Here is a 22,150-nt window from a genome sequence, read left to right as displayed (position 1 = left end):
GCAGGATAGGGGCATGCGCAGCATCGAAGTGCTCCTCGATCCGGAGTCGGAGGCGCGGGTCCGCGGACAGTGGCAGGCACTCGAGGCGGCCGGCATCCCGAGCCTCGCGCTGCACACCTCGGACAGCAACCGCCCGCATCTCACCCTCGTCGCGGGCCCCGAGCTCGTCGCCCCCGAGCCCGGCGCGCTCGGCCCTCTGCCCGCCTCGCTCGACCTCGGCGCTGTCCTCCTCTTCCCGCACGTCGGCCGCTTCGTGCTCGCCTGGGGCGTCGTTCGCTCCCCGGCCCTCGAAGCGCTGCACGCTCGCACTACGCGCCTGGTCCCGGGCGGCGTCGGCACCTCGCTCCCCGAGTCATGGACACCGCACATCAGCGTCTCGCGCCGCCTCCGCGCCGAACAGCTCGGCCAGGCCATACCGCTGCTCGGCGAGCCGTTCACGGCCGGCCTCACGGGCATCCGCTTGTGGGACGGCGACGCCAGAACCGTGACCGACCTCTGAGCCCGCTCCGTCTCGGGAGGCGCCCCCGCTGTGACAACCTCAACCGTTCCTGCGAGCCGATTGTCGCCCGGCGACCCGACCCCATCCCAACCCGACCCCCCCTCGAACATCCCTCCACACCCCGCTCCTCACTGCCCTCTCCACAGAACCCCGCGCACCCGGGGCGGCGTCGGAGGCGGCCGGTAGAGTTCCCCGCGTGACAGACCCCACCGCAACCGTCCTCGCCGCTTCTCCGACGCCCGCCGCTCCGGCGGAGCCGCGTGGCACCGCGCACAGCGGCGCGAGCGAGGCTCAGGCGATCCTCGAGAAGGTCTTCGGCTACGCCTCGTTCCGCGGCGAGCAGCAGGCCATCGTCGAGCAGGTCATTCACGGCGGTGACGCCGTCGTCCTCATGCCCACCGGCGGCGGCAAGTCGCTCTGCTACCAGATCCCGGCGATCGTCCGTCCGGGCACGGGCGTGGTCGTCTCGCCGCTCATCGCCCTCATGCAGGACCAGGTCGACGCCCTCCGCGCCAATGGCGTGCGCGCCGAGTTCCTGAACTCCACGCAGGACGCGGGCGAGCGCAACCGCGTCGAGCGCGCCTACCTCGCCGGCGAACTCGACCTGCTCTACGTCGCCCCCGAGCGCCTCGGCAACGAGGGCACGAAGCAGTTCCTTGCTCGCGGGCGCATCGCCCTTTTCGCCATCGACGAGGCGCACTGCGTCAGCCAGTGGGGTCACGACTTTCGCCCCGACTATCTGGCGCTCGGCGAGCTCGCCGAGCGCTGGCCCGACGTCCCCCGCATCGCCCTCACCGCGACCGCCACCGAGGCCACCCACCGCGAGATCACGACCCGCCTGCACTTGGGCGCGGCCCGCCACTTCGTCTCGAGCTTCGACCGTCCCAACATCCAGTACCGGATCGTCAACAAAGTCGAGCCGCGCAAGCAGCTGATCGATTTCCTCCGACGTGAGCACGCGCACGACGCGGGCATCGTCTACGCGCTCTCCCGCAAGAGCGTCGAGGCGACAGCGGAGGCACTGCGCGCGGCGGGCTTTGACGCGGTCGCGTACCACGCGGGTCTCGACTCCCGCGTCCGCGCCGCCGCCCAATCGCGCTTCCTCCGCGAGGAGGGTGTGATCGTCTGCGCCACCATCGCCTTCGGGATGGGGATTGACAAGCCGGACGTCCGCTTCGTCGCGCACATCGACCTGCCTAAATCGGTCGAGGGCTACTACCAGGAGACGGGTCGCGCCGGTCGCGACGGCCTCCCCTCCACCGCCTGGCTCGCCTACGGCCTGCAGGACGTCGTCCAGCAGCGTCGGATGATCGACGAGTCGCCCGGCGATCTTGCTCACCGCAGGCGGATGTCCGCGCACCTCGATGCGATGCTCGCCCTCTCCGAGACGGTGCAGTGCCGCCGGGTCAACCTTCTCGCCTACTTCGGCCAGCAGAGCGCCGCCTGCGGGAACTGCGACACCTGCCTTGAGCCGCCGGCTTCCTGGGACGGTACGGTCGCGGCGCAGAAGTTCCTCTCGACCGTCGTGCGACTCAAGCGCGAGCGCAACCAGCAGTTCGGCGCCGGCCACATCATCGACATCCTGCGCGGAAAGACCACCCCGCGCACGACCCAGCACAAGCACGACGCGCTCACCACCTGGGGCATCGGCGCCGACCTCAGCGACACCCAGTGGCGCGGAGTCGCCCGCCAGCTCCTCGCGCAGGGCCTACTCGGAGTGAACGACGACGGCTTCGGCACGCTCGTGATTACCCCCGCCTCCGCCTCCGTGCTCGGCGGCGAGCGCAAGGTCGAGCTGCGGCAGGAGCCCGAGAAGCCAGCGCGCTCCAGCGGATCCTCGCGCTCCGGCCGGTCCGTTGTCGCCGAACTCTCCAGAGAGGCGCAGCCCCTCTTCGAGCGCCTCCGGGAGTGGCGTGCCGCTCAGGCACGTGCCCAGTCGGTCCCGGCGTACATCGTGTTCAACGACGCGACCCTTCGCGAAATCGCGACCACCGAACCGGCCACGATGGATGCGCTCAGCATTATCGGCGGTGTCGGCCAGAAGAAGCTGCTCACGTACGGCGAGGCCGTGCTCGCGGTCGTCGCGGGAGAGACCCCCGAGATCGTCGTACCGGAGCCGCGCGATGAGGCGCCCGCTCCTCGCCGCCCCCCGAGCGCACGCAGCGGCGGCTCTCGCTCAGGCGGGGCCACACCCTCGTTCGCCGGCGAGCCGTCCCGTCCGCCGGTGTCGGCCGCGGAGCCGCCCGAGGACGACTGGGTTCCGCCGGACGAACCTGACTGGGAGCCGGGTTGGGACAGCTACTGACCCCTGTGGAGGCGGAGGTGCGGATCAGCCGGTGTGCTCCGGCGGCGAGGTGCCCTCGATGTCGCGGGCGACCGATCCGCTGCCCCAGCCGCGTGCCAACCTGTAGAACAATCCGCAGAACGACAGCAGCATCGTCACCACCAGCGCCGCGGTGATCGGAACGATCGTCACCACGAGATCCCCACGCTCACCGGTGCACGATCCGCTGGTGCGAGCCCGCCGGTCTACGCCCGCACACCTCGAAAGAGCCACGGTCGAAAGAGCCACGGCGGCGGGGGAGGGGCGGCGGCTCGCTCATACTCTGAGGCTCACCGCTCCCCACTGCGCGTCGGCCCCACGACACCGCGGCCTCGAGCCACGCGACTCGTTGTCGCTGTCAACGATCTGGCGACATCCCCACCAGCCACTCAAACCAGGCCGACGAGGCCAGCCAGCCCGCAAGCGGAATGACGAACGCGAGCGTGCGCCGTCTCCATCGGAGGACCGACGCGACGACCGTCGCGTACACGATCAGCCAGAACCCGCCGAGGGAGGCCAGAGTGCCCGGGTCGAAGAAGGCGCGAGTGCAGTGGTCCTCCCAGCAGAGCGCCGACCATGTACCCGCTACCAGACCGACGAGCGATCGGACCAGTGCGATCGGACCAGTGCGATCGGACCAGTGACAGAACGACGAGAGCAAGCAGCAGGAGCACTGTCGCGATCAGGTCGGCGGTCAGAAACGCAGGATCATTGCCGCGCCGAGCATCGTCCTGCTCTGCGACCATCAGGTGCGCCCCACTGCCGCCCCGATCACGGTGACCGCGATCGTTCCGCCCGCGCCGATCACGAGCACCCACGCGGCGCTCCGGCGCCGAGCGAGGCGAACGACCGACACCACCGAAGCCAGGAGGAAGGGCACCCAGACGGCCGCCGCGACAACGAACGTCACTGTCGTGGCGGACGGGTGAGAGGAGGATCCGCCGTAGAGAGAACTCAGCATCGCCGCAACGAACGCCATCAGGGAGAGCGTGGCGGTGAGGACGAAGCCGAGGGGCAGGAGGATGAGCGTCACCACGAGATCAGCGGTCGACCCCGGACGCGGAACACGATCCTTCTGCACCGTCGCAGATCGGCGGAGTTCATCATCACTCACGTCGTCCCACTCTGCCCAGACGGACGCTAGCCGCCTTTCCTGGCGCGTCACCGCACCAGCACTGACGCGACGACGCCAGCGCTGCTCCCTGCGAGGAGTCGCGCTCCGTCGCCCCGCGCAGCTCGAAACGAGGGGTGAAGCCAACTCATGTAGTGAGGTTAGAGCGGACGTTGGACGCGCCGCTCACGATGGCGTCTGCTGTCGGGGGCGCCCTCTCTCCGCCTGGCCAGTTCCGACAACGCGTCGACGCCTCCGCCCGGCGCCCTTTGTGCCCCCACCACGGAACGTTTCCGACCTCGCGCCGCGCGGCCTACCGTGCTCACACCGCCTCCGCTGCCGCGCCCGCCGGCGCATGATGCGCCGGGAGCGGTCCCCACCAAAGACGGTCGAAGGGACACAAACACCATGGTTAGTACCGCTCCCCACCCTCGCTCCGCCGCCGATGCCGCTGATCGCGCCGCGACCGGCCGCTCCCGGCTCCGCCGCTCCCGCACCGGCTCCATCTCGCCGACGCCGCCGATCGACTCGCTCGGCTCTGAGGTCGACGCCCGCCTGGATGCCGACGGCGCCCCCTCCGTCGACGTGGCCGCCCTCGGCGAGACTCTGCTTGGAGCGTGGCGCGAGCAGCGTCTCGCCACCCGCGCGCTGACGGCCCGCGCCGACCTGCACCGCCTCGACGGGCTCCCGATGAACGAGCACCGCGCCCGCGTCTCGGAGCAGATGCGCATCCTCGCCACGGAGGGTGGCGTGCACCGCGCCTTCCCGCGCGATCTCGGCGGAGATGCCGATCACGGCGGCAATATCGCCGGCTTTGAGGAGCTGGTCACCGCCGATCCCTCGCTCCAGATCAAGTCGGGCGTGCAGTGGGGCCTCTTCGGCGCTGCGGTCCTGCACCTGGGCACCCGCCCTCACCACGAGAAGTGGCTCCCTGGCATCATGAGCCTCGAGATCCCCGGCGCCTTCGCGATGACTGAGACGGGGCACGGCTCCGACGTCGCCTCCATCGCCACGACCGCCACGTATGAGGACGGCGAGTTTGTGCTGCGGACCCCGTTCCGCGCGGCCTGGAAGGACTACCTCGGCAACGCGGCCATCGACGGGCGTGCGGCGGTCGTGTTCGCGCAGCTCATCACTCGCGGCGTGAACCACGGCGTCCACGCTTTCTTCGTGCCGATTCGCGACGAGCAGGGTGAGTTCCTTCCCGGAGTTGGCGGCGAGGACGACGGCCTCAAGGGCGGGCTGAACGGGATCGACAACGGCCGGCTTCACTTCACCGGCGTCCGCGTCCCGCGCGAGAACCTGCTCAACCGCTATGGCGACGTCGCCGCGGACGGCACCTACTCCTCGCCGATCGCGAGTCCTGGCCGCCGCTTCTTCACCATGCTGGGCACGCTCGTGCAGGGTCGCGTCTCGCTCGACGGCGCCTCGGTCGCCGCCGCGAAGATCGCCCTCACCGTTGCCGTCACCTACGGCGACCAGCGCCGCCAGTTCACGGGCGGGGGAGAGCGCGAGGAGGTTCTGCTGGACTATCAGCGCCATCAGCGCCGCCTCTTGCCGCGCCTCGCCACCACGTACGCCGCCGGCTTCGCGCACGAGAAGCTGCTGCGTGCCTTCGACGAGGTGTTTTCGGGCGCGAACGATACGGAGGAGTCCCGGCAGGACCTCGAGACCCTCGCCGCCGGCTTCAAGGCGCTCTCGACCTGGCACGCGCTCGACACGCTCCAGGAGGCGCGCGAGGCCTGCGGAGGCGCCGGCTTCCTCGCCGAGAACCGCCTCACTCAACTGCGCGCCGACCTCGACGTCTACGCCACGTTCGAGGGTGACAACACCGTGCTGCTCCAACTCGTCGCGAAGCGCCTGCTCACCGATGTTGGCCGCCGTTTCAAGGACGCGCAGCCGACCGATCTGGCGCGCTACGCCGCCTCCCACGTCGCGGAGGCGACAGTCGACACCTCAGGATTGCGGCGCCTCGCCCAGGTCGTCGCCGACCGCGGATCGACGGCCCGGTCGGTCGGACAGCTGCGGGAGGACCAGCGCGAGCTGCTGACCGGCCGTGTCGAGAGCATGGTCTCGGGCATCGCGTCGCGTCTGCGCCCGGCGTCGAAGCTGCCCGCAGACGAGGCCGCCCGCCTGTTCAACGCGCAGCAGAACGAGCTGATCGAGGCGGCCCGCGCGCACGCAGAGCTGCTCCAGTGGGAGGCGTTCACGCAGGCGCTCGACGGGATCGAGGACGCAGGCACCCGCACGGTCCTCACCTGGCTCCGGGACCTGTTCGGGCTCGGCCTGATCGAGAAGCACCTCGACTGGTACCTCATCCACGGCCGACTCTCCTCGCAGCGGGCGCTCGCCGTCACCTCCTACATCGACCGCCTGCTCGCCCGCATTCGCCCGCACGCCGCCGACCTGGTCGCCGCGTTCGGCTATGCCCCCGAGCACATCCGCGCCGCCATCGCGACCGGCGCCGAGGCGACGCGCCAGGAGGAAGCGCACGCGTGGTACGCCGCCGCCCGCACCGCCGGCACCCTCCCCGCTCCCGAGAAGCGCCGCTGAGGGGTCAGGCACGGAGGTGCGCCAGGGCCTGGTCGCGCTCGGCGCGCAGCTCGAGCACGGACTCGTTAATTTTGGCGCGTGAGTACGCATCGATTTCGAGGCCGTCGATGATCCGCCACTCGCCGTCGACCGAGCGCACCGGGAACGACGAGATCAGCCCCTCTTCCACGCCGTAGGAGCCATCCGACTCGACCGCGGCCGAGGTCCAGGCGGTGCCGTCGACCCAGTCGCGCACATGGTCGAGAGCGGCGGAGGCGGCAGACGCGGCCGACGACGTTCCGCGGACCTCGATGATTTCGGCGCCGCGTTTGGCGACCCGCGGCTCGAATTCGGAGTGCAACCACTCGGCGTCGACAAGCTCGGTCACCCGCCGGCCACCGATCGTCGCGTGGCTGACGTCCGGATACTGCGAGGCGGAGTGGTTGCCCCAGATCGCAACGCCCTCGATCGCACCGACCGGGCTGTCGAGCTTCGCCGCGAGTTGAGCGAGTGCGCGGTTGTGGTCGAGGCGGGTCATCGCGGTGAAGCGACCGGCCGGGATGTCCGGCGCGCTCTGCCGTGCAATCCACGCGTTGGTGTTCGCGGGGTTGCCGACGACCAGCACGCGAATATCGGAGGCGGCGTGCGCGTTGAGCGCTGCGCCCTGCGGCCCGAAGATGCCCGCGTTCGCGGCGAGCAGGTCGGCCCGCTCCATGCCGGCGCTGCGCGAGCGGGCGCCGACGAGGAGCGCGACGTTCGCGCCGTCGAAGGCAACGGCCGGGTCATCCGTCACTTCGATCCCGTGCAGGAGGCGGAAGGCGCCATCCTGGAGCTCAAGGGCGGTGCCCGCGGCGGCGCGGAGTCCGGCCGGGATCTCGAGGAGGCTCAGGCGGACGGGGATGTCGGGACCGAGAAGCTGACCGGAGGCGATGCGGAACAGGAGCGAATAACCGATCGTCCCTCCCGCTCCTGTGACCGTGACCGTGACCGGAGTGCGCTGCTGACTCATGGCGCCGAGCGTATTCCCGCAGCCTGCGTGTCGGGGGATCGAGGAGCGCGCGTCTCGTGATCCTCCTCCCCCCGCGGTGGCCCCGTCGACCCGCGGAGCACGAGTGTGTTGCGCAGGCGCGGGTGCGGCTCCGGCACGCTCCCGCCGTCGATCAGCGTCATCAGCGCCCGCGCCGCCGCGCGCCCTACCCGGTGCAGCGGCTGCCGAATCGTGGTCAGCGCGGGCACGATCCGGGACGCGTCCGGCACATCGTCATAGCCGACGACTGAAATATCGAGCGGCACCGAGAGCCCCAGCGCGCGCGCCGTCTCGATGACGGCGATAGCGGAGGCGTCGTTCGCCGCGAACACCGCGGACGGCCGCTCGGGCAGGAGCAGCAGATCGTGCGCCGCGGCGAGCGCGGGATCGTGGCGGTAGTGCCCTACCCGCACGAGCCCCGGGTCGTAGGCGAGGCCGGCATCGGCGAGCGCCCGCTGGTAGCCGGCTCCGCGGCGGTGCGACGACTCCAGGTCGGGGCGGCCGCCGATGAAGCCGATCCGCCGGTGGCCGAGCCCGATCAGGTGACTCGTGGCGAGCAGGGCCCCGCCGAAGTCGTCGGTGGTCACCGAGGGCAGCTCGGTCTGCGCGGTGAGCGGATCGACGACCACGAGCGGCAGGCACGACGACGCGATCACGGAGGTGGGTGTCACCAGGATCGCCCCGTCGGCCCGCGCGTCGATGAGCCGTTGCAGCGATTCGAGTTCTCCGCCGCTCGCCCCGCTACCGGCCAGTACATCGAACCGGGTACCGCGCACGGCCGTGGCCACGCCCTGGAGCACCTCCGTGCTGAACGGTTCGAAGTCGCCGAGGAGCACCCCGATCAGCCCCGGCGGATCAGCGCGCTCTCGCGTCACCGACGCGGCCTGTGCCTCGATTCGTGGTCGTGCGGACATCGGCGTCCCTCTCGCTGTCCCTGTCCGACTCCGGGCAGAGCGGCCGCGTCGACTGTCGGCGCCTGCGAGGAGGCCGAAATGCATCCTTGCAATCGGGAATGTTCCCGGTAACATTGCCCGCAAGACTAGCTGAGCGAGCGTTCAGCAGTCGAGGGCAACACGTCTGGGACAGCCTCCCTCCCCCTCGGTGCTGAGGGGTGTCGAGAGCTGGAGTTCGCGCGGCCACGCTGTGGAAGCCGCTGCGCATGAACCGCTCCTGTTCGCGCTTCTCGTCCTCTTCGTGCGCTCCGTCCTTGGGGCAGGCGCACCTTTCCTACGGCTGTCGCGGCCGTCCCACCACTCGCGCTTTTCAGCGCTCGATCTGATCGGCGATGACGCCGATCGAGGAGGCACTCTCATGTCCTTGCGATCCACCCCCCGATCCCTCCCGCTCCTACGGACGAGCGTCGCCCTCGTCGGCTGCCTTCTCGTCTCGGGAGTCGCCGCCGCGGCCGCGGCGGCGGAGACCTCCTACGGCTCCGACGATGTCGATGTGAACGTGACCGTCACCGAGCTCGACCAGCCCGGTGTCCTGTCAATGTCCGTCGCTGGGTCTGACGCTGCGCTCACCGAGTCCGGCTCCACCCCGACGATCCGCCAGTTCACCGGGCAGCTGCCCACCGTGACCGTTACCGACACCCGCACCGCTGACGAGATCCCCGACGACGCCGGCTGGTATGTCCTGGGTTCAGCGAGCGCCTTCACCGGCGATGCGGACCAGGAGGAGATTTCCGCCGACCACCTCGGCTGGACGCCCGCGCTGATCGACGGCGGCGAGTCGGGCCTGGTGTCGGAGGGTGACCCTGTCGACACCGTCCTCGACGAGGGCGACGACGCCGTGGGCTTGCTCGATCAGGAGTTGCTCGCGCTCTCGCTCGACTCTGAGGACACCGCAACCGATGGCTCGTGGAGCGTCACGGCGGACCTGACCCTGAAGACCGAGCCCGACGTTGCGGCCGGCGACTACACGTCCGTCCTGACCCTGTCGCTGTTCGAATGACCCTCCAGCGCGCACTCGCCGGTGCGGTGATCGGCGCTCTCCTCGCGACCGGGCTGCTCGCCTCGGCCACGCCGGCCGGCGCCGCCGAACCGTGGTCGCCGAAGCCGTCGTACACCTCGACGGACCGGGGCGACGGTACCTACTCCGTCCCGCTGCTCAACGCCGATGTGCCCGATGTCTCCGTCGAGCGGGTGCCCGCGGCTGAGAACGACGAGGGCCGGGACGTCTACTACATGATCAGCACCACGATGCACCTGAGCCCGGGCGCTCCGATCATGAAGTCCTACGACCTCGTGAACTGGGAGATCGTGAACTACGTCTTCGATCGGCTCGAGATCGGTGACCGCTTCTCGCTCCGCAACGGGCAGAACTCCTACGGCAATGGCCAGTGGGCCTCGTCGCTGCGGTACCACGACGGCCGCTTCTACGTGGTCTTCAACACCAACAACCTCGGTGGCTCGTACCTCTACTCCACCGACGACATCGAGGACGGGGCCTGGACGCGCACCGCTCTCGGCCGCGCCTTCCACGACCCGTCTCTCTTCTTCGACGACGCGAATGGCGGCACTCCGTACATCTTCTACGGCTCGGGATCGACCAGCGCCGTGAAGCTCAGCGACGATCTCACCACTGTGGTCGCCGAGTACCCGAACATCCTCCGCACGGCTGACTATCCGGGCGCCGCCTACCTCGGCGGGCTGTTCGAGGGGGCGCAGGTGCAGTACATCGACGGGCAGTACTACATCGTCATCATCACCTGGCCCTCCGGTCAGGGCCGGCAGGTGGCGCTGTTCCGCTCCTCCGAGCTGCTGGGCCGCTACGCAACGACCGACGGCAGCAATCCCTACGAGGGCAAGGGCGTGCTGAATTCCAGCGGCTTCGCCCAGGGCAGCCTGGTGCCGATCAGCCGCGAGGACGGCACGACCGCCTGGCACGGCATGTTCTTCCGCGATAGCTTCCCGACCGGCCGCATCCCGGGCCTCATCCCGGCGACGTGGAAGGACGGCTGGCCGACCTTCGGGACGAACGGCTCGGTGCCGGTCGGCGGGAGCTTCCCCAAGCCGATCCGTCTCAGCCCCGAGGAGGAGCTATTCGAGCGGCAGAAGAGCCTGGTCGTGTCGGACGACTTCGACAACGATGCCCCGGCGAAGGCGTTCCAGGACGAGTCGTGGACGATTCCGCCCGCACCCGCCTACGACCAGTCGCTCCTCGGCGTCGAACTGCTGCAGAACCCGGGGGCGGAGTCGGGCACGGCACCGTGGGCCGGCCAGTTCGGTGCGACCCTGAGCGCCGACACCACCGACAAGGCGTCCGGCGCCGCGTCGCTCCGCGTCAGCACCCGCACGCTCAACGGCTCCGGGCCGAACCAGGTACTCACCAGCAAGCTCCAGCGCGGAGTGACGTACACCGTGTCCGCCAAGGTGAAATACAGCACCGGCCCGGCCTCAGTGCGCTTCAACCTCTGCGCCGACTTCGGCGCCGGACCCGTGACGATGGCCTCGGCCGCCGTCCCTCAGGGCCAGTGGACGACGATCACGGGCAGCTACACCGTGCCCGAGACAGCGAACGTCGGCAGCGTGAAGTTCGCCGTCGAGACGCCGTGGGGCAATCCGCAGCCGGCGTCCTCGAGCGTCGAGTACCTGCTCGATGACGTCTCGCTCATCGGAGCCGCCCCGACCCTGGAACGCCCGACCGCCGCCGAGATCGAGCCCAACGGCTCACGACTCGACCTCGCTTGGCAGTGGAATCACGCCCCCGACAACCGCTACTGGTCGCTGACCGAGCGCGAGGGCTGGATCCGTCTCACCAACGGCAAGGTCCTCACCGGCACCGCCGCGCACACCCGGCTCTCCGGCTCGCCCGACATGACGTACCTGGAGGAGGCGCGCAACACGCTCTCCCAGCGCATCGTCGCGCCGAAGCAGTCGGCGGAGGCGACCCTCGACGTGTCCGGGATGAAGGACGGCGATGTCGCCGGACTCGCCGCCTACAACCGCGGCTTCTCGTACGTCGCGGTGAAGCGCGTCGACGGCGTGCGCACGGTCGGAGTTGTGAACCGCAGCCAGCCGTTCGCGACCACCTTCGACCAGGCCACTGTCGAGTCGTTCCTCCCCGGCACCACCGCCTCCCTCGGCGACGCCGCCGAGGTGCACCTTAAGGCCGACCTCGAGCTCGCGGCCCCCGCCGGGCAGCTCTGGACCACCTTCTCCTACAGCCTCGACGGGCTGACCTGGACGAAGCTCGGCTCCCGCGTCGGCCCGCAGACCCTTGACGGACAGCTCACGCACTTCATGGGTCACCGCCTCGGGCTGTTCAGCTACGCCACGAAGACGGCCGGCGGTCACGTCGATGTCGACGAGTTCCTCCTGAGCGACACGCTCTCCTCGGAGGCGAAGGCGCTCGACCGCTCGCAGTTGGACGCAGCGATCGCCCACGCGGCGACCCTCCGCGCCAGCGACTACCCGGCCGACGCTTGGGCCGACCTCCAGTCGGTCCTCGCGAAGGCGAAGGCTGTCGGGCAGGCCGGGACGCAGAACCAGCTTGACGCCCCCGAGCGCGCGCTCAGCTACCAGCTGGCCCGCCTCGGGACGCTGAAGGAGGCGTCGCTCGACGTCACCGCCGCGGCTGCGACCCGGTGCATCGCCGGGAAGGTCGTCGTCACGGTCCGGGCGACGAACGCCGATGACGTGCCCGTCGCCCTCCGGATGGAGAGCGCCGCCGGCACCAAGACGGTCGCCGCTCTCGCCCCCGGCTCGACCGCGAGCCACGCCTTCACGACTCGAGCGGTATCAGTCCCCGCGGCCGACGTGGTGGTCACCGCGACCGCGACGTTCGACGGCACGCCGGTGACGACCACCGTGACAGCGCCTCACCCGGCCGTCTCCTGCGGCTGATCTGCGGGGCGGCCTGCGCTCAGGCCGCCCCGCCCCTAACCCCTCGGCGGCATCCGTCGCCGACCCGCACGACACGATCAAGGAGGATCCGTGAGAACACAACGAGACACCGCCCCGAGAGGGCGGTTGCGGCTCAGACTGCTGGCCACGGCCGCACTGACCGCACTGCTGGTGGCGCCGTTCGCCGCCCAGACCTCGACAGCGGCCGAAGCGGAGCTCGTCGTCAACGGCGGCTTCGAGAACGGCACGAGCGGCTGGTTCGTCAACAACGGCAACGCCGCTGACTCCGGAACCATCGCCACCACGACGGACGCGCGCACCGGCACCGCCGCCGCGCTCGTCACCGGCCGGACGACGACAGGCGCCGGCGCCATGCAGGACCTCAGCGGAAAGGTGGTCGCCGGCCAGACCTACCAGGTGAAGGCGCAGATCAAGTACGAGAACGCCGCGAGCCCCGCGACCAAGCAGTTCTTCGCCACCATGCACTACGGAGGAGGCACTTACACAAACCTCGCGAGCGTCACCGCCACCAAGGGCCAGTGGGCGACGATCAACGGATCGTTCACCATTCCCGCCGGGCAGAGCGTCGCGACCGCGCGCCTCTTCTTCGAGACGCCGTGGACCGCGACTCCGTCGGCCGCCCCTGAGACGCACCTGATGGACTACAAGCTCGACGACGTGTCGCTGGTCGGAGCGGCACCGCCCGCGCCCGCCTCGCGCACCATCGAGGTCGTGGGCAAGCTCCCGGGCGACCACAACCCGCTCATGGGCTGGAAATTCGGCGCCGACGGCTTCGGCTTCGTCGAGAACGGTCGCGTGTACATGTACATGACGAACGACACTCAGGGCTACGCCCCGAACCCGGCCACCGGTGTCTCGGCCGGAATCGACTACGGCAAGATCAACCAGATCACCGTGATCTCCTCGGATGACCTCGTCAACTGGACCGACCACGGCGAGATCCAGGTCGCGGGCTCCACCGGAGTCGCCCCGTTCACGGGCAACTCGTGGGCACCGGGAATGGCGAAGAAGACCGTGAACGGCGTCGATAAGTACTTCCTCTACTACGCCAACGGCGGCGGCTCCAGCAACGTGATCACCGGTGACTCACCGGTCGGCCCGTGGACCAGCCAGCGCACCTCCACCCTGATCAACGCGTCCACCCCGGGCGCAGAGGCTGTCGCGTGGAAGTTCGATCCGGCTCCGCTCGTCGATGACGATGGAGAGGGCTACCTGTTCTTCGGCGGCGGACCCGCCTCGACCGCGCTCCCCGCGGCCGAGCGCTTCAATAACCCGAAGAACATCCGCGTCATCCAGCTCGGCGACGACATGATTTCCACCGAGGGCACCTCCGCGGTCGTGGATGCGCCGGTCGCCTTCGAGGCGGCCCAGGTCTTCAAGCGCGAGGGCAAGTACTACCTCTCCTACTCGTCGCACTTCGGCGGCAACGATTTCGGCGGCAATCAGACCCCCGAGCCCGGCTACCCGGGCGGCGGCGAGATCGGCTACATGATCTCGGATGACCCGATGTCGTGGCCCAAGGAGGCGTATGCCGGCGTGATGTTCCCCAACCAGAGCCGTTTCTTCGGAGCCGGCACCGGCGGCAACAATCACCAGTCGGTCTTCGAGCTGGGCGGCAAGTACTACTTCACCTACCACGCTCCGACCCTCAACAAGCGGATCAACGGTGACACCACCCAGGGGTACCGCAGCCCGCACATCCAGGAGCTGCAGTTCAACACCGACGGCACGGTGAAGCAGGTGGTCGGCGACTACAAGGGCGTCGATCAGGTGAAGGACTTCGAGCCGTTCCGCACCTTCCCAGCCGAGACCATCGGCTGGAGCAAGGGCATCGCCACCGCGCCGCTGGGCACCCCCGCGGCCGGCGCGACGCAGAACCTCGTGCTGAAGGACCTCGACAACGGTGACTGGACCGCGCTGTCCGCCGTCGACTTCGGGGACACCGGAGCGGCGATGTTCACGGCACGCGCGAAGGCTCTGCAGGCCGGCGGCACCATCACCGTGCGCCTCGACTCCGAGACCGGGCCCGTCGCTGGCACCGTCGCGGTGAACGGGACGACCGGCGAATGGGCCGACGTCAGCGCGGCGCTGACCGGAGCGACCGGAGTGCACGACGTGTACTTCAGCTACTCCGGACCCACTGGCGACCTGTTCGAGCTCGACACCTTCGCCTTCACCGAGGGCGAGGCTGCCCCGGCGCTCGAGGTCGCAGCGACCGCCGCCACTCGCTGCATCGCGGGCAAGGCGATCATCACCGTGCAGGCGACGAACGAATCCGAGGAGGCGGTGTCCGTCACCATGACCTCGCCGTACGGCACGAAGACGGTGGCGTCGGTCGCGGCCGGAACCACCGTCTCCCACGCCTTCACCACCCGTCAGGCGAACCTGTCTGCCGGCGCGGTGACGGTCGGCGCCTCGGCGACGATCGACGGGAAGGCCGTCTCGACTGAGGTAAGCGCGCCGTACGCGGCACGCCCGTGCTCGTAGTGCAGTGAGCGAACGGGGGAGCGCCCTCGGCCCTTCGGGGCCGGGGGCGCTCCTGCGTGTGCGTGTGCGTGTGTGACTCTCAACGCTCGGCTCGCTCAACGATGACGACACGTGCGCACCTCAGAGCTCTGGCGTGTTCTTCTTGTCTGTCCGAGCTACTGTGGCCTGCTTATCGTGGTGCGCATTTATGCGTAGGAGTCAATTGGTTACAGAGCGCGGACAAGCAGGTATTTCGCGCGAGGATGCTCTCTAGGCAGGCGTCGCCGCCGCAGCGGTCGAGGGGACCATCGAGAGCCCCCCCATCCAGGGGCGGACCGAGTCAAACGGCCCAGTGCCTGCGCCGCGGTCAGTAGGGTGCGGCCTATGCGAACTCTGTATCCCGAGATCGAACCGTACGACTCCGGCATGCTCGACGTCGGCGATGGCCATCAGCTCTACTGGGAGGCTTCGGGCAACCCCGAGGGCAAGCCGGTCGTGTTCCTGCACGGCGGGCCAGGTGGCGGAACCTCGCCCGCCCACCGCCAACTGTTCGATCCTGAGAAGTACCGCATCGTGCTCTTCGATCAGCGGATGTGCGGCCGCTCCACTCCGCACGCTAGCCAACCCGACGCCGATCTCGCCACGAACACAACCTGGTACCTGGTCACCGACATGGAGCGGCTCCGCGAGCACCTCGGCATCGAGCGCTGGCTCGTCTTCGGCGGCTCCTGGGGTTCAACCCTCGCTCTCGCCTATAGCGAGACGCATCCGGAGCGGGTGACCGAGATCATTCTGCGCGGCATCTTCACCCTCCGCCGCGCCGAACTCGAGTGGTTCTACGAGGGCGGTGCCGCCGCGATCTACCCCGACCTGTGGGAGCAGTTCACCTCCGTCGTGCCGGCGACCGAGCGTGGCAGCCTGATCGAGGCGTACTACCGCCTCCTGCACGATCCCGACCCCGCCGTACATGGCCCCGCGGGCGTCGCCTGGACCACCTGGGAAGCGTCGACGGCCACGCTCGTGCAGAGGCCGGAGCTGATCTCGACCTGGTCCGACCCCGACTTCGCGCTGGCCTTCGCGCGGATCGAGAACCACTTCTTCGTACATAAAGGTTGGTTCGAGGAGGGTCAGCTGATCCGCGACGCCGGCGTCCTGCGCCAGATTCCCGCCGTGATCGTCCAGGGCCGCTACGACATGTGCACCCCCGCCTTCACCGCGTGGGACCTGCACGGCGCCTGGCCCGAGGCCGACTTCCGGATGATCCCCGATGCCGGGCACGCCTTCGACGAGCCGGGCATCCTCGATGCGCTGATCGAGGCCACCGACCGTTTCGCGCCCTGAGCGCTCCGTCCGGCGCCTGCTCCCTCCCGCGCCGGAGCACTGGACTTAACCTGGGCGCATGCGTTCCGACGATTCCTCCGGGATGGATGGCTGGCCAACGGGCCGTCTGCTCTCGACCGCGTCCCGCATGGTCGAGCATGCGCGCCAGGGTGCCCTCGCCCAGATCGGCCTGACGCATGCCGGCCTGATTGTCCTGCATCTGCTCCACGCGGGGCCGGTCGCGCAAAAGCAGCTGGCCGCGGCCGCCCACGTCGAGGTGCAGACCATGTCACGCACTCTCGAGCGGCTTGAGCGTGAGGGTCACATCACTCGCACCACCGACCCCGCTGATCGCCGCCGTCAGCTCGTGTCGCTGACTTCGGCGGGTCGTGCCGCCTGGCGTCGCGCCCACCGGCTCGAGGTCGACCTGTTCCCCGGTTCCTGCGAGGACGGGGCGCTCCGGGAGGCGCTCCTCGAGATCATCCGCTCGGCGCGCACCTCCCGCTGGGGCTAGCCGCAAGCCCGAGCGCAACCGACGCACGGGGCGCTATTTTCGACGGCATGACCTTCAACGACGACTCCCAGCTCAGCGGCGGCAAGGTCCGTCGCCGCGGCCGAACGACCGGCGTCGCGGTCGGCGGAGGCGCGGTGGGTATCGTGGTCCTCGCGTTGCTCTCGCAGCTGCTCGGCGTTGATCTCTCGAGTCTCGGCGGCCTCGTGGGTGATTCTTCTCCGCAGCAGATTACGAGCACGGCGGTCGCGTGCGAGAGCGGCGCCGACGCGAACGCCGAGGTCGACTGCCGCCTTGAAGGCGCTGCGGAGTCGCTCGACCGCTACTGGGACGCCTCAGCGCAGACCCTTGGAGTTGCCTACCGCACTCCCGCAGGCGTGGACCTCTTCGAGGACCAGACCTCCACGGGCTGCGGAGGCGCGACCGCAGCGGTTGGTCCGTTCTACTGCCCACCGGATCAGACCATTTACCTCGACACCGCGTTCTTTGACGAGCTGCGCACCCGCTTCGACACCTCGGGCGGATCGCTCGCGCAGATGTACATCCTGGCCCACGAGTGGGGGCACCACATCCAGAACCTGACCGGGGCGATGGAGTCGGCCGACCGCTCCGGAACGGGCGCCGAGTCGGATTCGGTGCGGCTTGAATTGCAAGCCGACTGCTATGCCGGTGCTTGGGTCGGCGACGCCTCCACCGTGCCGGACGAGACGGGCACGCCCTATCTCCGCCCGGTGACGGCGCAGGAGTATCAGGACGCTCTGGGCGCTGCGGCCGCGGTCGGCGACGACCGCATCCAGGAGCAGGCGACCGGCACGGTCGATCCGGAGGGCTGGACGCACGGCTCGGCCGAGCAGCGTCAGCGCTGGTTCCGGGCGGGCTTCGAAGGCGACGCGACGAGCTGCGACACCTTCACCGCCGCCCAACTCTGACCCGCCCTCCGGGCCCTGCGCCCCTCCCGCCGCTCTGCCGCTCTGCCGACCCTCTGTGCGATTTGCAGGAACGTGCGCGATTTGCAGGAACGTGCGCGATTTGCAGGAACGTGCGCGATTTGCAGGAACGTGCGCGATTTGCAGGACTTCAGCTGAAAAGAGCGCTCTCCTCCGCAGAGGACAAGCGACTGGAGGCGGAATCACCTGCGAATCGGACGGACTCCTGCACATCGCACGGACGCCCGCGGGCCCTCACGAAACCGAGTCGGCCGGCTCCTCCATATACCACTCCGTGAACGAGCGCGCCCGCCCGTCCGCCGCGAAGCGGACCACCCACAGGTTCAGATACGTCCGGTCGCCCGGGTACACCGTGCGCGCCTGAACGACCGCCGTCTCCTCGGTCAGCGCGACCAGCCCCCACGCGAACGTCGGATCGCCCGGCTCCTCCTCGGCGAGCCACCACGCCACGATGGCGTCGCGCGGAGTGATGGCGTCGCGATAGGGCGCCTCGAAGTACTCGGCGTCTTCGGTGAACAGCGCTGCCACATCGTCTGCGTCGTCCGTGGCCCAGGCCTTCTCGTAGGCGGCGATCCAACTCTCGATGTCGATCATCCGTCCATCCTCGTCCTGCCAGACGCGCGCGTGAAGAGCGGAATCGGGAACAATATCCCGAGCTTGGACGTTAGCCCCCGAGTCGGAGAGAGCAGAGCCGAGCGATACTTTCCCGCCGCCGCCGCCGCCGCCGCCGACGCCGACGACGGCCCGCCGGCCGCCCCCCGGCCGTCCGCTCGCCGCCAACCCGAAGGACCGCCGTGCCCGACTCCGACAGACGCTCCCTGACCCGATCACCTGACCCGCGCCTCGTCACCGCCGTCCTGGCCTTCGCGGGGATGAGCGCCTCCTTCATGCAGACACTGGTCGTGCCGATCCAGTCGGAGTTGCCGACTCTCCTCGGCACGGACCGCAGCGCGACCGCGTGGGTGATCACCGCGACCCTGCTCAGCGCGTGCATCCTGACCCCGGTCTCTGGCCGTCTCGGCGACCTCTACGGCAAGCGCCGGATGGCCGTGGCCGCGCTGGTCGTGCTCGTGATCGGCTCGATTGTCTGCGCCTTCGCTGGCGACGTCTGGACCCTCGTCGTCGGCCGCGCGCTCCAGGGCGCCGTGACGGGCGTCATCCCGCTCGGTATCTCGATCCTCCGCGACACCCTGCACCGCGACCGCCTTCCGGGAGCCATCGCGCTGGTCAGCGCGACCCTCGGCATCGGCGGCGCGCTTGGCCTGCCGCTCAGCGCCCTCATCGCGCAAAGCACCGACTGGCATGTCCTGTTCTGGATGTCCGCCGGACTGGGCGTCCTCGACATCGTCTTGGTGATGCTCGTCGTTCCCGTGTCCACCCTGCGCTCGTCCGGCACGTTCGACGTGGTCGGTACGATCGGTCTCGCGAGTGGCCTGAGCGGCGTGCTGATCGCCGTCTCGCGGGGCAACGACTCCGGCTGGACGAGCCCCGGGATCCTCGGCTCCGGGCTCGGCGGCATCGCCGTCCTGCTGCTCTGGGGCTGGTATGAACTGCGGCAGGAGAGTCCACTCGTCGATCTGCGCGTGGCGGCCCGCCCCGCCGTGCTCTTCACGAACCTCGCCTCGGTGGCGGTCGGTTTCGCGTTCTTCGGTGCGCAGATCACGCTCCCGCAGCGGCTCGAGCTGCCCGCCGCCTCCGGAGTCGGCTTCGGCCTGAGCCTGATCGTCGCGAGCCTCGTGCTCGCCCCCTCGGGACTGGCGATGATGGCGACCTCACCGCTCGCCGCCCGGCTCTCGGCGCAATCGGGGCCGAGGCTGGTGCTGGTCGCCGGAGCCGCGCTGATCGCCGTCTCGTACCTGCTGATCCTGTCGTTCGGGAGTGAGGTTTGGCAGATTCTGGTGATCAACGCGCTGATCGGCGTCGGCCTCGGACTCGCCTACGCCGCGATGCCGACCCTGATCATGCACGCCGTCCCCGCCTCCGAGACCGCCGCGGCCAACGGCTTGAACTCCCTGATGCGCACGCTCGGCACGACTCTGTCCTCCGCCGTCACCGCGGGCGTGCTCGCGCAACTCACGGTGCCGGTCGGGGCAGTCGAGCTGCCCAGTCCGCAGGGCTTCCAGACCACGTTCGTCATCGGCGCTGTTGGTGCGGCGGTGGCGGTCGTTCTCGGTCTGCTCATCCCGCGGGCTTCGCGTCCGGAGGCGCGCCCCGCGCTGCCCTGACCCGTCCTGGTCCGCGCACCGTGAGAGCACCCCCGTCCGGCCGAGCGGTTCAGCCCGCGAAGGCTCCGCGGTAGGCGCGGGCGGGATGCGTCGCAGGCAGTTCGTCCGTGCCGAAGAGCTTGCGGCGCAACGTCCCCTCCGCGTACTCCGTCTGGGCGAGGCCCCGCTCCTGCAGCACCGGCATCACCCGGTCGACGAACTCCTCGTAGCTGCCCGGCAGGATCCAGTTGACGACGTTGATCCCGTCGATGCCCGCGTCCCGCCACTCGGCGAGGTGGTCGGCGATCTGCTCGGGAGTGCCGACGACGCGCCCCCGCAGCTTCGCCGAGAGGCGCGCCAAGTCGCGAACGGTCGGCTCCCGGTCCGGTGAGGCATCACGGATCCACTGCAGGTGGCTCTGCCCGGCGTACGTCTCGATCGCCGACAGCGGCAGGTCCGGGTCGAGCTTCTCGCCAGTCATCGGGTCGAAGCCGAGGTTCGAGTGCACCAGGAAGGCGTCGGAGGAGAGGTACTCGTCGATGTCGCGCTCGGCTCGCCGCGCCTCCTCCTCCGTGTCGCCGGTGATGAAGGAGAGGCCGAGAGAGAAGGCAGGAGCGCCCAGCTCGCGGCCCGCCTCGGCAGCCAGGCGGCGGGTGTCGTCGATCAGCTCGCGCGTCTTCTCGCGTGACCCCGAGAACACGAACTGCGCCTCCGCGTTGCGCGCCGCGAAGCGTCGGCCAGCGGGGGAGGAGCCGGCTTGGAACAGGACCGGTGTGCGCTGTGGTGACGGAGCCGAGAGGTGCGGGCCCTGCACGCGGTAGCGCTGTCCGACGTGGTCGATGCGGTGGATGCGAGCCGGGTCCGCGAAGGAGCCGCTCTTGTCGCGCAGCAGTGCGCCGTCGTCCCAGGATCCCTCCCACAGCTTGTAGACCACGTCGAGGTACTCCTGCGCCCACGCGTAGCGCTCGTCGTGCTCCTCGAGGCGGTCGTAGCCGAAGTTGCGGGCGGCACCGTCGAGTGCGCTCGTGACGATGTTCCAGCCGATGCGCCCCTTCGAGAGGTGATCGAGCGTCGAAACCTTCCGGGCGAAGTCAAACGGATGCGACTGAAGCACCGAACTCGTGAACGCGAAGCCCAGATGCTCGGTGCTGACCGCCAGCGCTGAGAGCAGCACCGACGGATCGTTGCTTGGCAGCTGGAGTCCCTCCCGTGCGTTGACCTCCCAGTCGCCGTCGGCCGGCCCGTAGAGACCTGCGACATCCGCGAAGAACATCGCGTCAAACCGGCCGCGTTCGAGCGTTCGGGCGAGGTCGACCCACAGCTGCACGTCGTCGAATTCGTGCTGACGCGCGTCCGGGTGTCGCCAGAGCCCGTGCTGGATGTGGGAGGCGGTGTTCATGACGAAGGCGAAGAAGCGCAGCGGGCGGGGCTCGATACTCACGTCTCCACAGTAGGGCGGGCACTCCCACCTGCCTCGGACGTCGGCGCGCGTAGGGTGTCCGACTGTGGACCCGAGCCCCTCCAACCCCGTAACCGCTGTCCCGCCGCTGACGGACGACGTCGCGCAGGCCCTGGACGCCACGACCGTTGCCGAGATCCGCGCGCTGCGGGATGACTTCGCGCGGTTCATGCTCCAGTACAAGTTCGGGATGGACGAGATCGTCACCAAGGTGTCGATCCTGCAGGAAGAGTTCCGCGAGCTGCGGGAGTACAACCCGATCGAGCATGTGACGAGCCGCCTGAAGTCGGCCGACAGTCTGATCGGGAAGATCGAGCGCAAGGGCTGCGAAACGACGTTCGAGGGGATTGCCGACGCGATCACCGATATCGCGGGCGTCCGGATCACCTGCAGCTTCGTCTCGGACGTGTACCGCGTCTTCGACCTGCTCACGTCGCAGTCCGACGTGACCGTGCTCGAGGTGAAGGACTACATCGCCCGGCCGAAGGAGAACGGGTACAAGAGTCTGCACGCCATCGTCCAGGTGCCGGTATTCCTCTCGGGCGGATCGGTGGACGTCCGCGTCGAGGTGCAGTTCCGCACCATCGCCATGGACTTCTGGGCAAGCCTGGAGCACAAGATTTACTACAAGTACGAGTGCCAGGTGCCGCAGGAGCTGCTCGACGGCCTCGCCGATGCGGCCCGTACTGCGGCCACGCTCGACGCCGACATGGAGCGGTTGCACCTCCAGGTGCGCGGCGAGCTACCGGGGGCGCGTACGAACGACGTGTGAGGGGTGTGTGAGCCGCGGTTGGCTCCGACGACGCACGGCACCTGGACGCATTGCAGCGCACGCTCGATGCTGCGATGCGTGCTCGATCCGTGGATCCGCCGTGCACGGCGG

At 69.4% G+C, this 22,150-nt stretch carries 17 protein-coding genes; 11 read left to right on the top strand and 6 right to left on the bottom strand.

What is annotated here, in order from left to right; all coding sequences use genetic code 11:
- Nucleotides 1–13 precede the first annotated feature (13 nt).
- Both HRF29_RS08295 and recQ read left to right on the top strand, forming a co-directional pair.
- Entirely contained in the window at nucleotides 14–499 is a 486-nt protein-coding gene (locus HRF29_RS08295) for a 2'-5' RNA ligase family protein (protein ID WP_173247391.1), read from the top strand.
- A gap of 196 nt (nucleotides 500–695) precedes the next feature.
- Nucleotides 696–2,804: a DNA helicase RecQ gene (recQ, locus tag HRF29_RS08290; protein ID WP_173247388.1), complete on the top strand. Its 2,109-nt coding sequence runs from the start codon at nucleotides 696–698 to the stop codon at nucleotides 2,802–2,804.
- 24 nt (nucleotides 2,805–2,828) lie between these two features.
- Here recQ and HRF29_RS08285 read toward each other — a convergent pair whose 3' ends face one another.
- Entirely contained in the window at nucleotides 2,829–2,975 is a 147-nt protein-coding gene (locus HRF29_RS08285; protein WP_173247385.1) for a hypothetical protein, read from the bottom strand.
- 592 nt (nucleotides 2,976–3,567) lie between these two features.
- A complete protein-coding gene (locus HRF29_RS08280) occupies nucleotides 3,568–3,936 on the bottom strand; it encodes a DUF6264 family protein (protein WP_173247382.1) in 369 nt (122 codons plus the stop codon).
- 405 nt (nucleotides 3,937–4,341) lie between these two features.
- Between HRF29_RS08280 and HRF29_RS08275 the strand changes: the two genes are divergently transcribed.
- Complete coding sequence (locus HRF29_RS08275) at nucleotides 4,342–6,486, top strand: acyl-CoA dehydrogenase family protein (protein WP_173247379.1); 2,145 nt, start codon at nucleotides 4,342–4,344, stop codon at nucleotides 6,484–6,486.
- A gap of 4 nt (nucleotides 6,487–6,490) precedes the next feature.
- Here HRF29_RS08275 and HRF29_RS08270 read toward each other — a convergent pair whose 3' ends face one another.
- Both HRF29_RS08270 and HRF29_RS08265 read right to left on the bottom strand, forming a co-directional pair.
- Complete coding sequence (locus HRF29_RS08270) at nucleotides 6,491–7,474, bottom strand: malate dehydrogenase (protein ID WP_173247376.1); 984 nt, start codon at nucleotides 7,472–7,474, stop codon at nucleotides 6,491–6,493.
- A complete protein-coding gene (locus tag HRF29_RS08265) occupies nucleotides 7,471–8,406 on the bottom strand; it encodes a LacI family DNA-binding transcriptional regulator (protein WP_173247373.1) in 936 nt (311 codons plus the stop codon). The genes HRF29_RS08270 and HRF29_RS08265 overlap by 4 nt, the downstream gene beginning before the upstream one ends.
- A gap of 397 nt (nucleotides 8,407–8,803) precedes the next feature.
- Between HRF29_RS08265 and HRF29_RS08260 the strand changes: the two genes are divergently transcribed.
- From HRF29_RS08260 to ypfJ, 6 genes are all read left to right on the top strand, one after another.
- A complete protein-coding gene (locus tag HRF29_RS08260) occupies nucleotides 8,804–9,445 on the top strand; it encodes a hypothetical protein (protein WP_173247370.1) in 642 nt (213 codons plus the stop codon).
- Nucleotides 9,442–12,339, top strand: a complete 2,898-nt coding sequence (locus HRF29_RS08255; RefSeq protein ID WP_173247366.1) for a family 43 glycosylhydrolase — start codon at nucleotides 9,442–9,444, stop codon at nucleotides 12,337–12,339. The genes HRF29_RS08260 and HRF29_RS08255 overlap by 4 nt, the downstream gene beginning before the upstream one ends.
- A gap of 90 nt (nucleotides 12,340–12,429) precedes the next feature.
- Entirely contained in the window at nucleotides 12,430–14,847 is a 2,418-nt protein-coding gene (locus HRF29_RS08250; RefSeq protein ID WP_222929617.1) for a family 43 glycosylhydrolase, read from the top strand.
- 363 nt (nucleotides 14,848–15,210) lie between these two features.
- On the top strand, nucleotides 15,211–16,167 hold the full coding sequence (gene pip / locus HRF29_RS08245) for a prolyl aminopeptidase (RefSeq protein WP_173247363.1): 957 nt from the start codon (nucleotides 15,211–15,213) through the stop codon (nucleotides 16,165–16,167).
- Nucleotides 16,168–16,225: 58 nt separating this feature from the next.
- Nucleotides 16,226–16,660, top strand: a complete 435-nt coding sequence (locus HRF29_RS08240) for a MarR family winged helix-turn-helix transcriptional regulator (RefSeq protein ID WP_173247360.1) — start codon at nucleotides 16,226–16,228, stop codon at nucleotides 16,658–16,660.
- A gap of 47 nt (nucleotides 16,661–16,707) precedes the next feature.
- Nucleotides 16,708–17,586 (top strand): KPN_02809 family neutral zinc metallopeptidase, encoded by an 879-nt coding sequence (gene ypfJ, locus HRF29_RS08235; RefSeq protein ID WP_173247356.1) that lies wholly within the window; start codon nucleotides 16,708–16,710, stop codon nucleotides 17,584–17,586.
- Nucleotides 17,587–17,838: 252 nt separating this feature from the next.
- Here ypfJ and HRF29_RS08230 read toward each other — a convergent pair whose 3' ends face one another.
- The gene (locus HRF29_RS08230) at nucleotides 17,839–18,198 is read right to left on the bottom strand and encodes a nuclear transport factor 2 family protein (RefSeq protein ID WP_173247346.1); all 360 of its coding nucleotides are present in this window, start codon (nucleotides 18,196–18,198) and stop codon (nucleotides 17,839–17,841) included.
- 200 nt (nucleotides 18,199–18,398) lie between these two features.
- On the opposite strand from HRF29_RS08230, the gene HRF29_RS08225 reads away from it, so the two are divergent.
- Nucleotides 18,399–19,829 carry an MFS transporter gene (locus tag HRF29_RS08225; protein WP_343043694.1) on the top strand — a complete coding sequence of 477 codons (1,431 nt, stop codon included), beginning with the start codon at nucleotides 18,399–18,401 and terminating at the stop codon, nucleotides 19,827–19,829.
- 49 nt (nucleotides 19,830–19,878) lie between these two features.
- On the opposite strand, the gene HRF29_RS08220 is transcribed toward HRF29_RS08225, so the two are convergent.
- Nucleotides 19,879–21,207 (bottom strand): LLM class flavin-dependent oxidoreductase, encoded by a 1,329-nt coding sequence (locus HRF29_RS08220; RefSeq protein WP_173247776.1) that lies wholly within the window; start codon nucleotides 21,205–21,207, stop codon nucleotides 19,879–19,881.
- A 229-nt stretch (nucleotides 21,208–21,436) separates the two neighbouring features.
- Between HRF29_RS08220 and HRF29_RS08215 the strand changes: the two genes are divergently transcribed.
- Nucleotides 21,437–22,039 carry a GTP pyrophosphokinase gene (locus HRF29_RS08215; protein ID WP_173247774.1) on the top strand — a complete coding sequence of 201 codons (603 nt, stop codon included), beginning with the start codon at nucleotides 21,437–21,439 and terminating at the stop codon, nucleotides 22,037–22,039.
- Nucleotides 22,040–22,150 lie beyond the last annotated feature (111 nt).

The organism is Rathayibacter agropyri (assembly GCF_013249015.1).
In the GTDB taxonomy this organism is placed as follows: Bacteria; Actinomycetota; Actinomycetes; order Actinomycetales; family Microbacteriaceae; genus Rathayibacter; species Rathayibacter agropyri.
The sequence above is the reverse complement of the archived record's forward strand: the minus strand, read 5'-3'. Positions and strand labels throughout refer to the sequence as shown.

Coding starts and splice junctions, on each gene's coding strand:
- HRF29_RS08295 (WP_173247391.1), top strand. CDS start 14: ATGCGCAGCATCGAAGTGCTCCTCGATCCGGAGTCGGAGGCGCGGGTC.
- HRF29_RS08275 (WP_173247379.1), top strand. CDS start 4,342: ATGGTTAGTACCGCTCCCCACCCTCGCTCCGCCGCCGATGCCGCTGAT.
- HRF29_RS08270 (WP_173247376.1), bottom strand. CDS start 7,474: ATGAGTCAGCAGCGCACTCCGGTCACGGTCACGGTCACAGGAGCGGGA.
- HRF29_RS08265 (WP_173247373.1), bottom strand. CDS start 8,406: ATGTCCGCACGACCACGAATCGAGGCACAGGCCGCGTCGGTGACGCGA.
- HRF29_RS08260 (WP_173247370.1), top strand. CDS start 8,804: ATGTCCTTGCGATCCACCCCCCGATCCCTCCCGCTCCTACGGACGAGC.
- HRF29_RS08255 (WP_173247366.1), top strand. CDS start 9,442: ATGACCCTCCAGCGCGCACTCGCCGGTGCGGTGATCGGCGCTCTCCTC.
- pip (WP_173247363.1), top strand. CDS start 15,211: ATGCGAACTCTGTATCCCGAGATCGAACCGTACGACTCCGGCATGCTC.
- HRF29_RS08240 (WP_173247360.1), top strand. CDS start 16,226: ATGCGTTCCGACGATTCCTCCGGGATGGATGGCTGGCCAACGGGCCGT.
- ypfJ (WP_173247356.1), top strand. CDS start 16,708: ATGACCTTCAACGACGACTCCCAGCTCAGCGGCGGCAAGGTCCGTCGC.
- HRF29_RS08230 (WP_173247346.1), bottom strand. CDS start 18,198: ATGATCGACATCGAGAGTTGGATCGCCGCCTACGAGAAGGCCTGGGCC.
- HRF29_RS08220 (WP_173247776.1), bottom strand. CDS start 21,207: ATGAACACCGCCTCCCACATCCAGCACGGGCTCTGGCGACACCCGGAC.
- HRF29_RS08215 (WP_173247774.1), top strand. CDS start 21,437: ATGCTCCAGTACAAGTTCGGGATGGACGAGATCGTCACCAAGGTGTCG.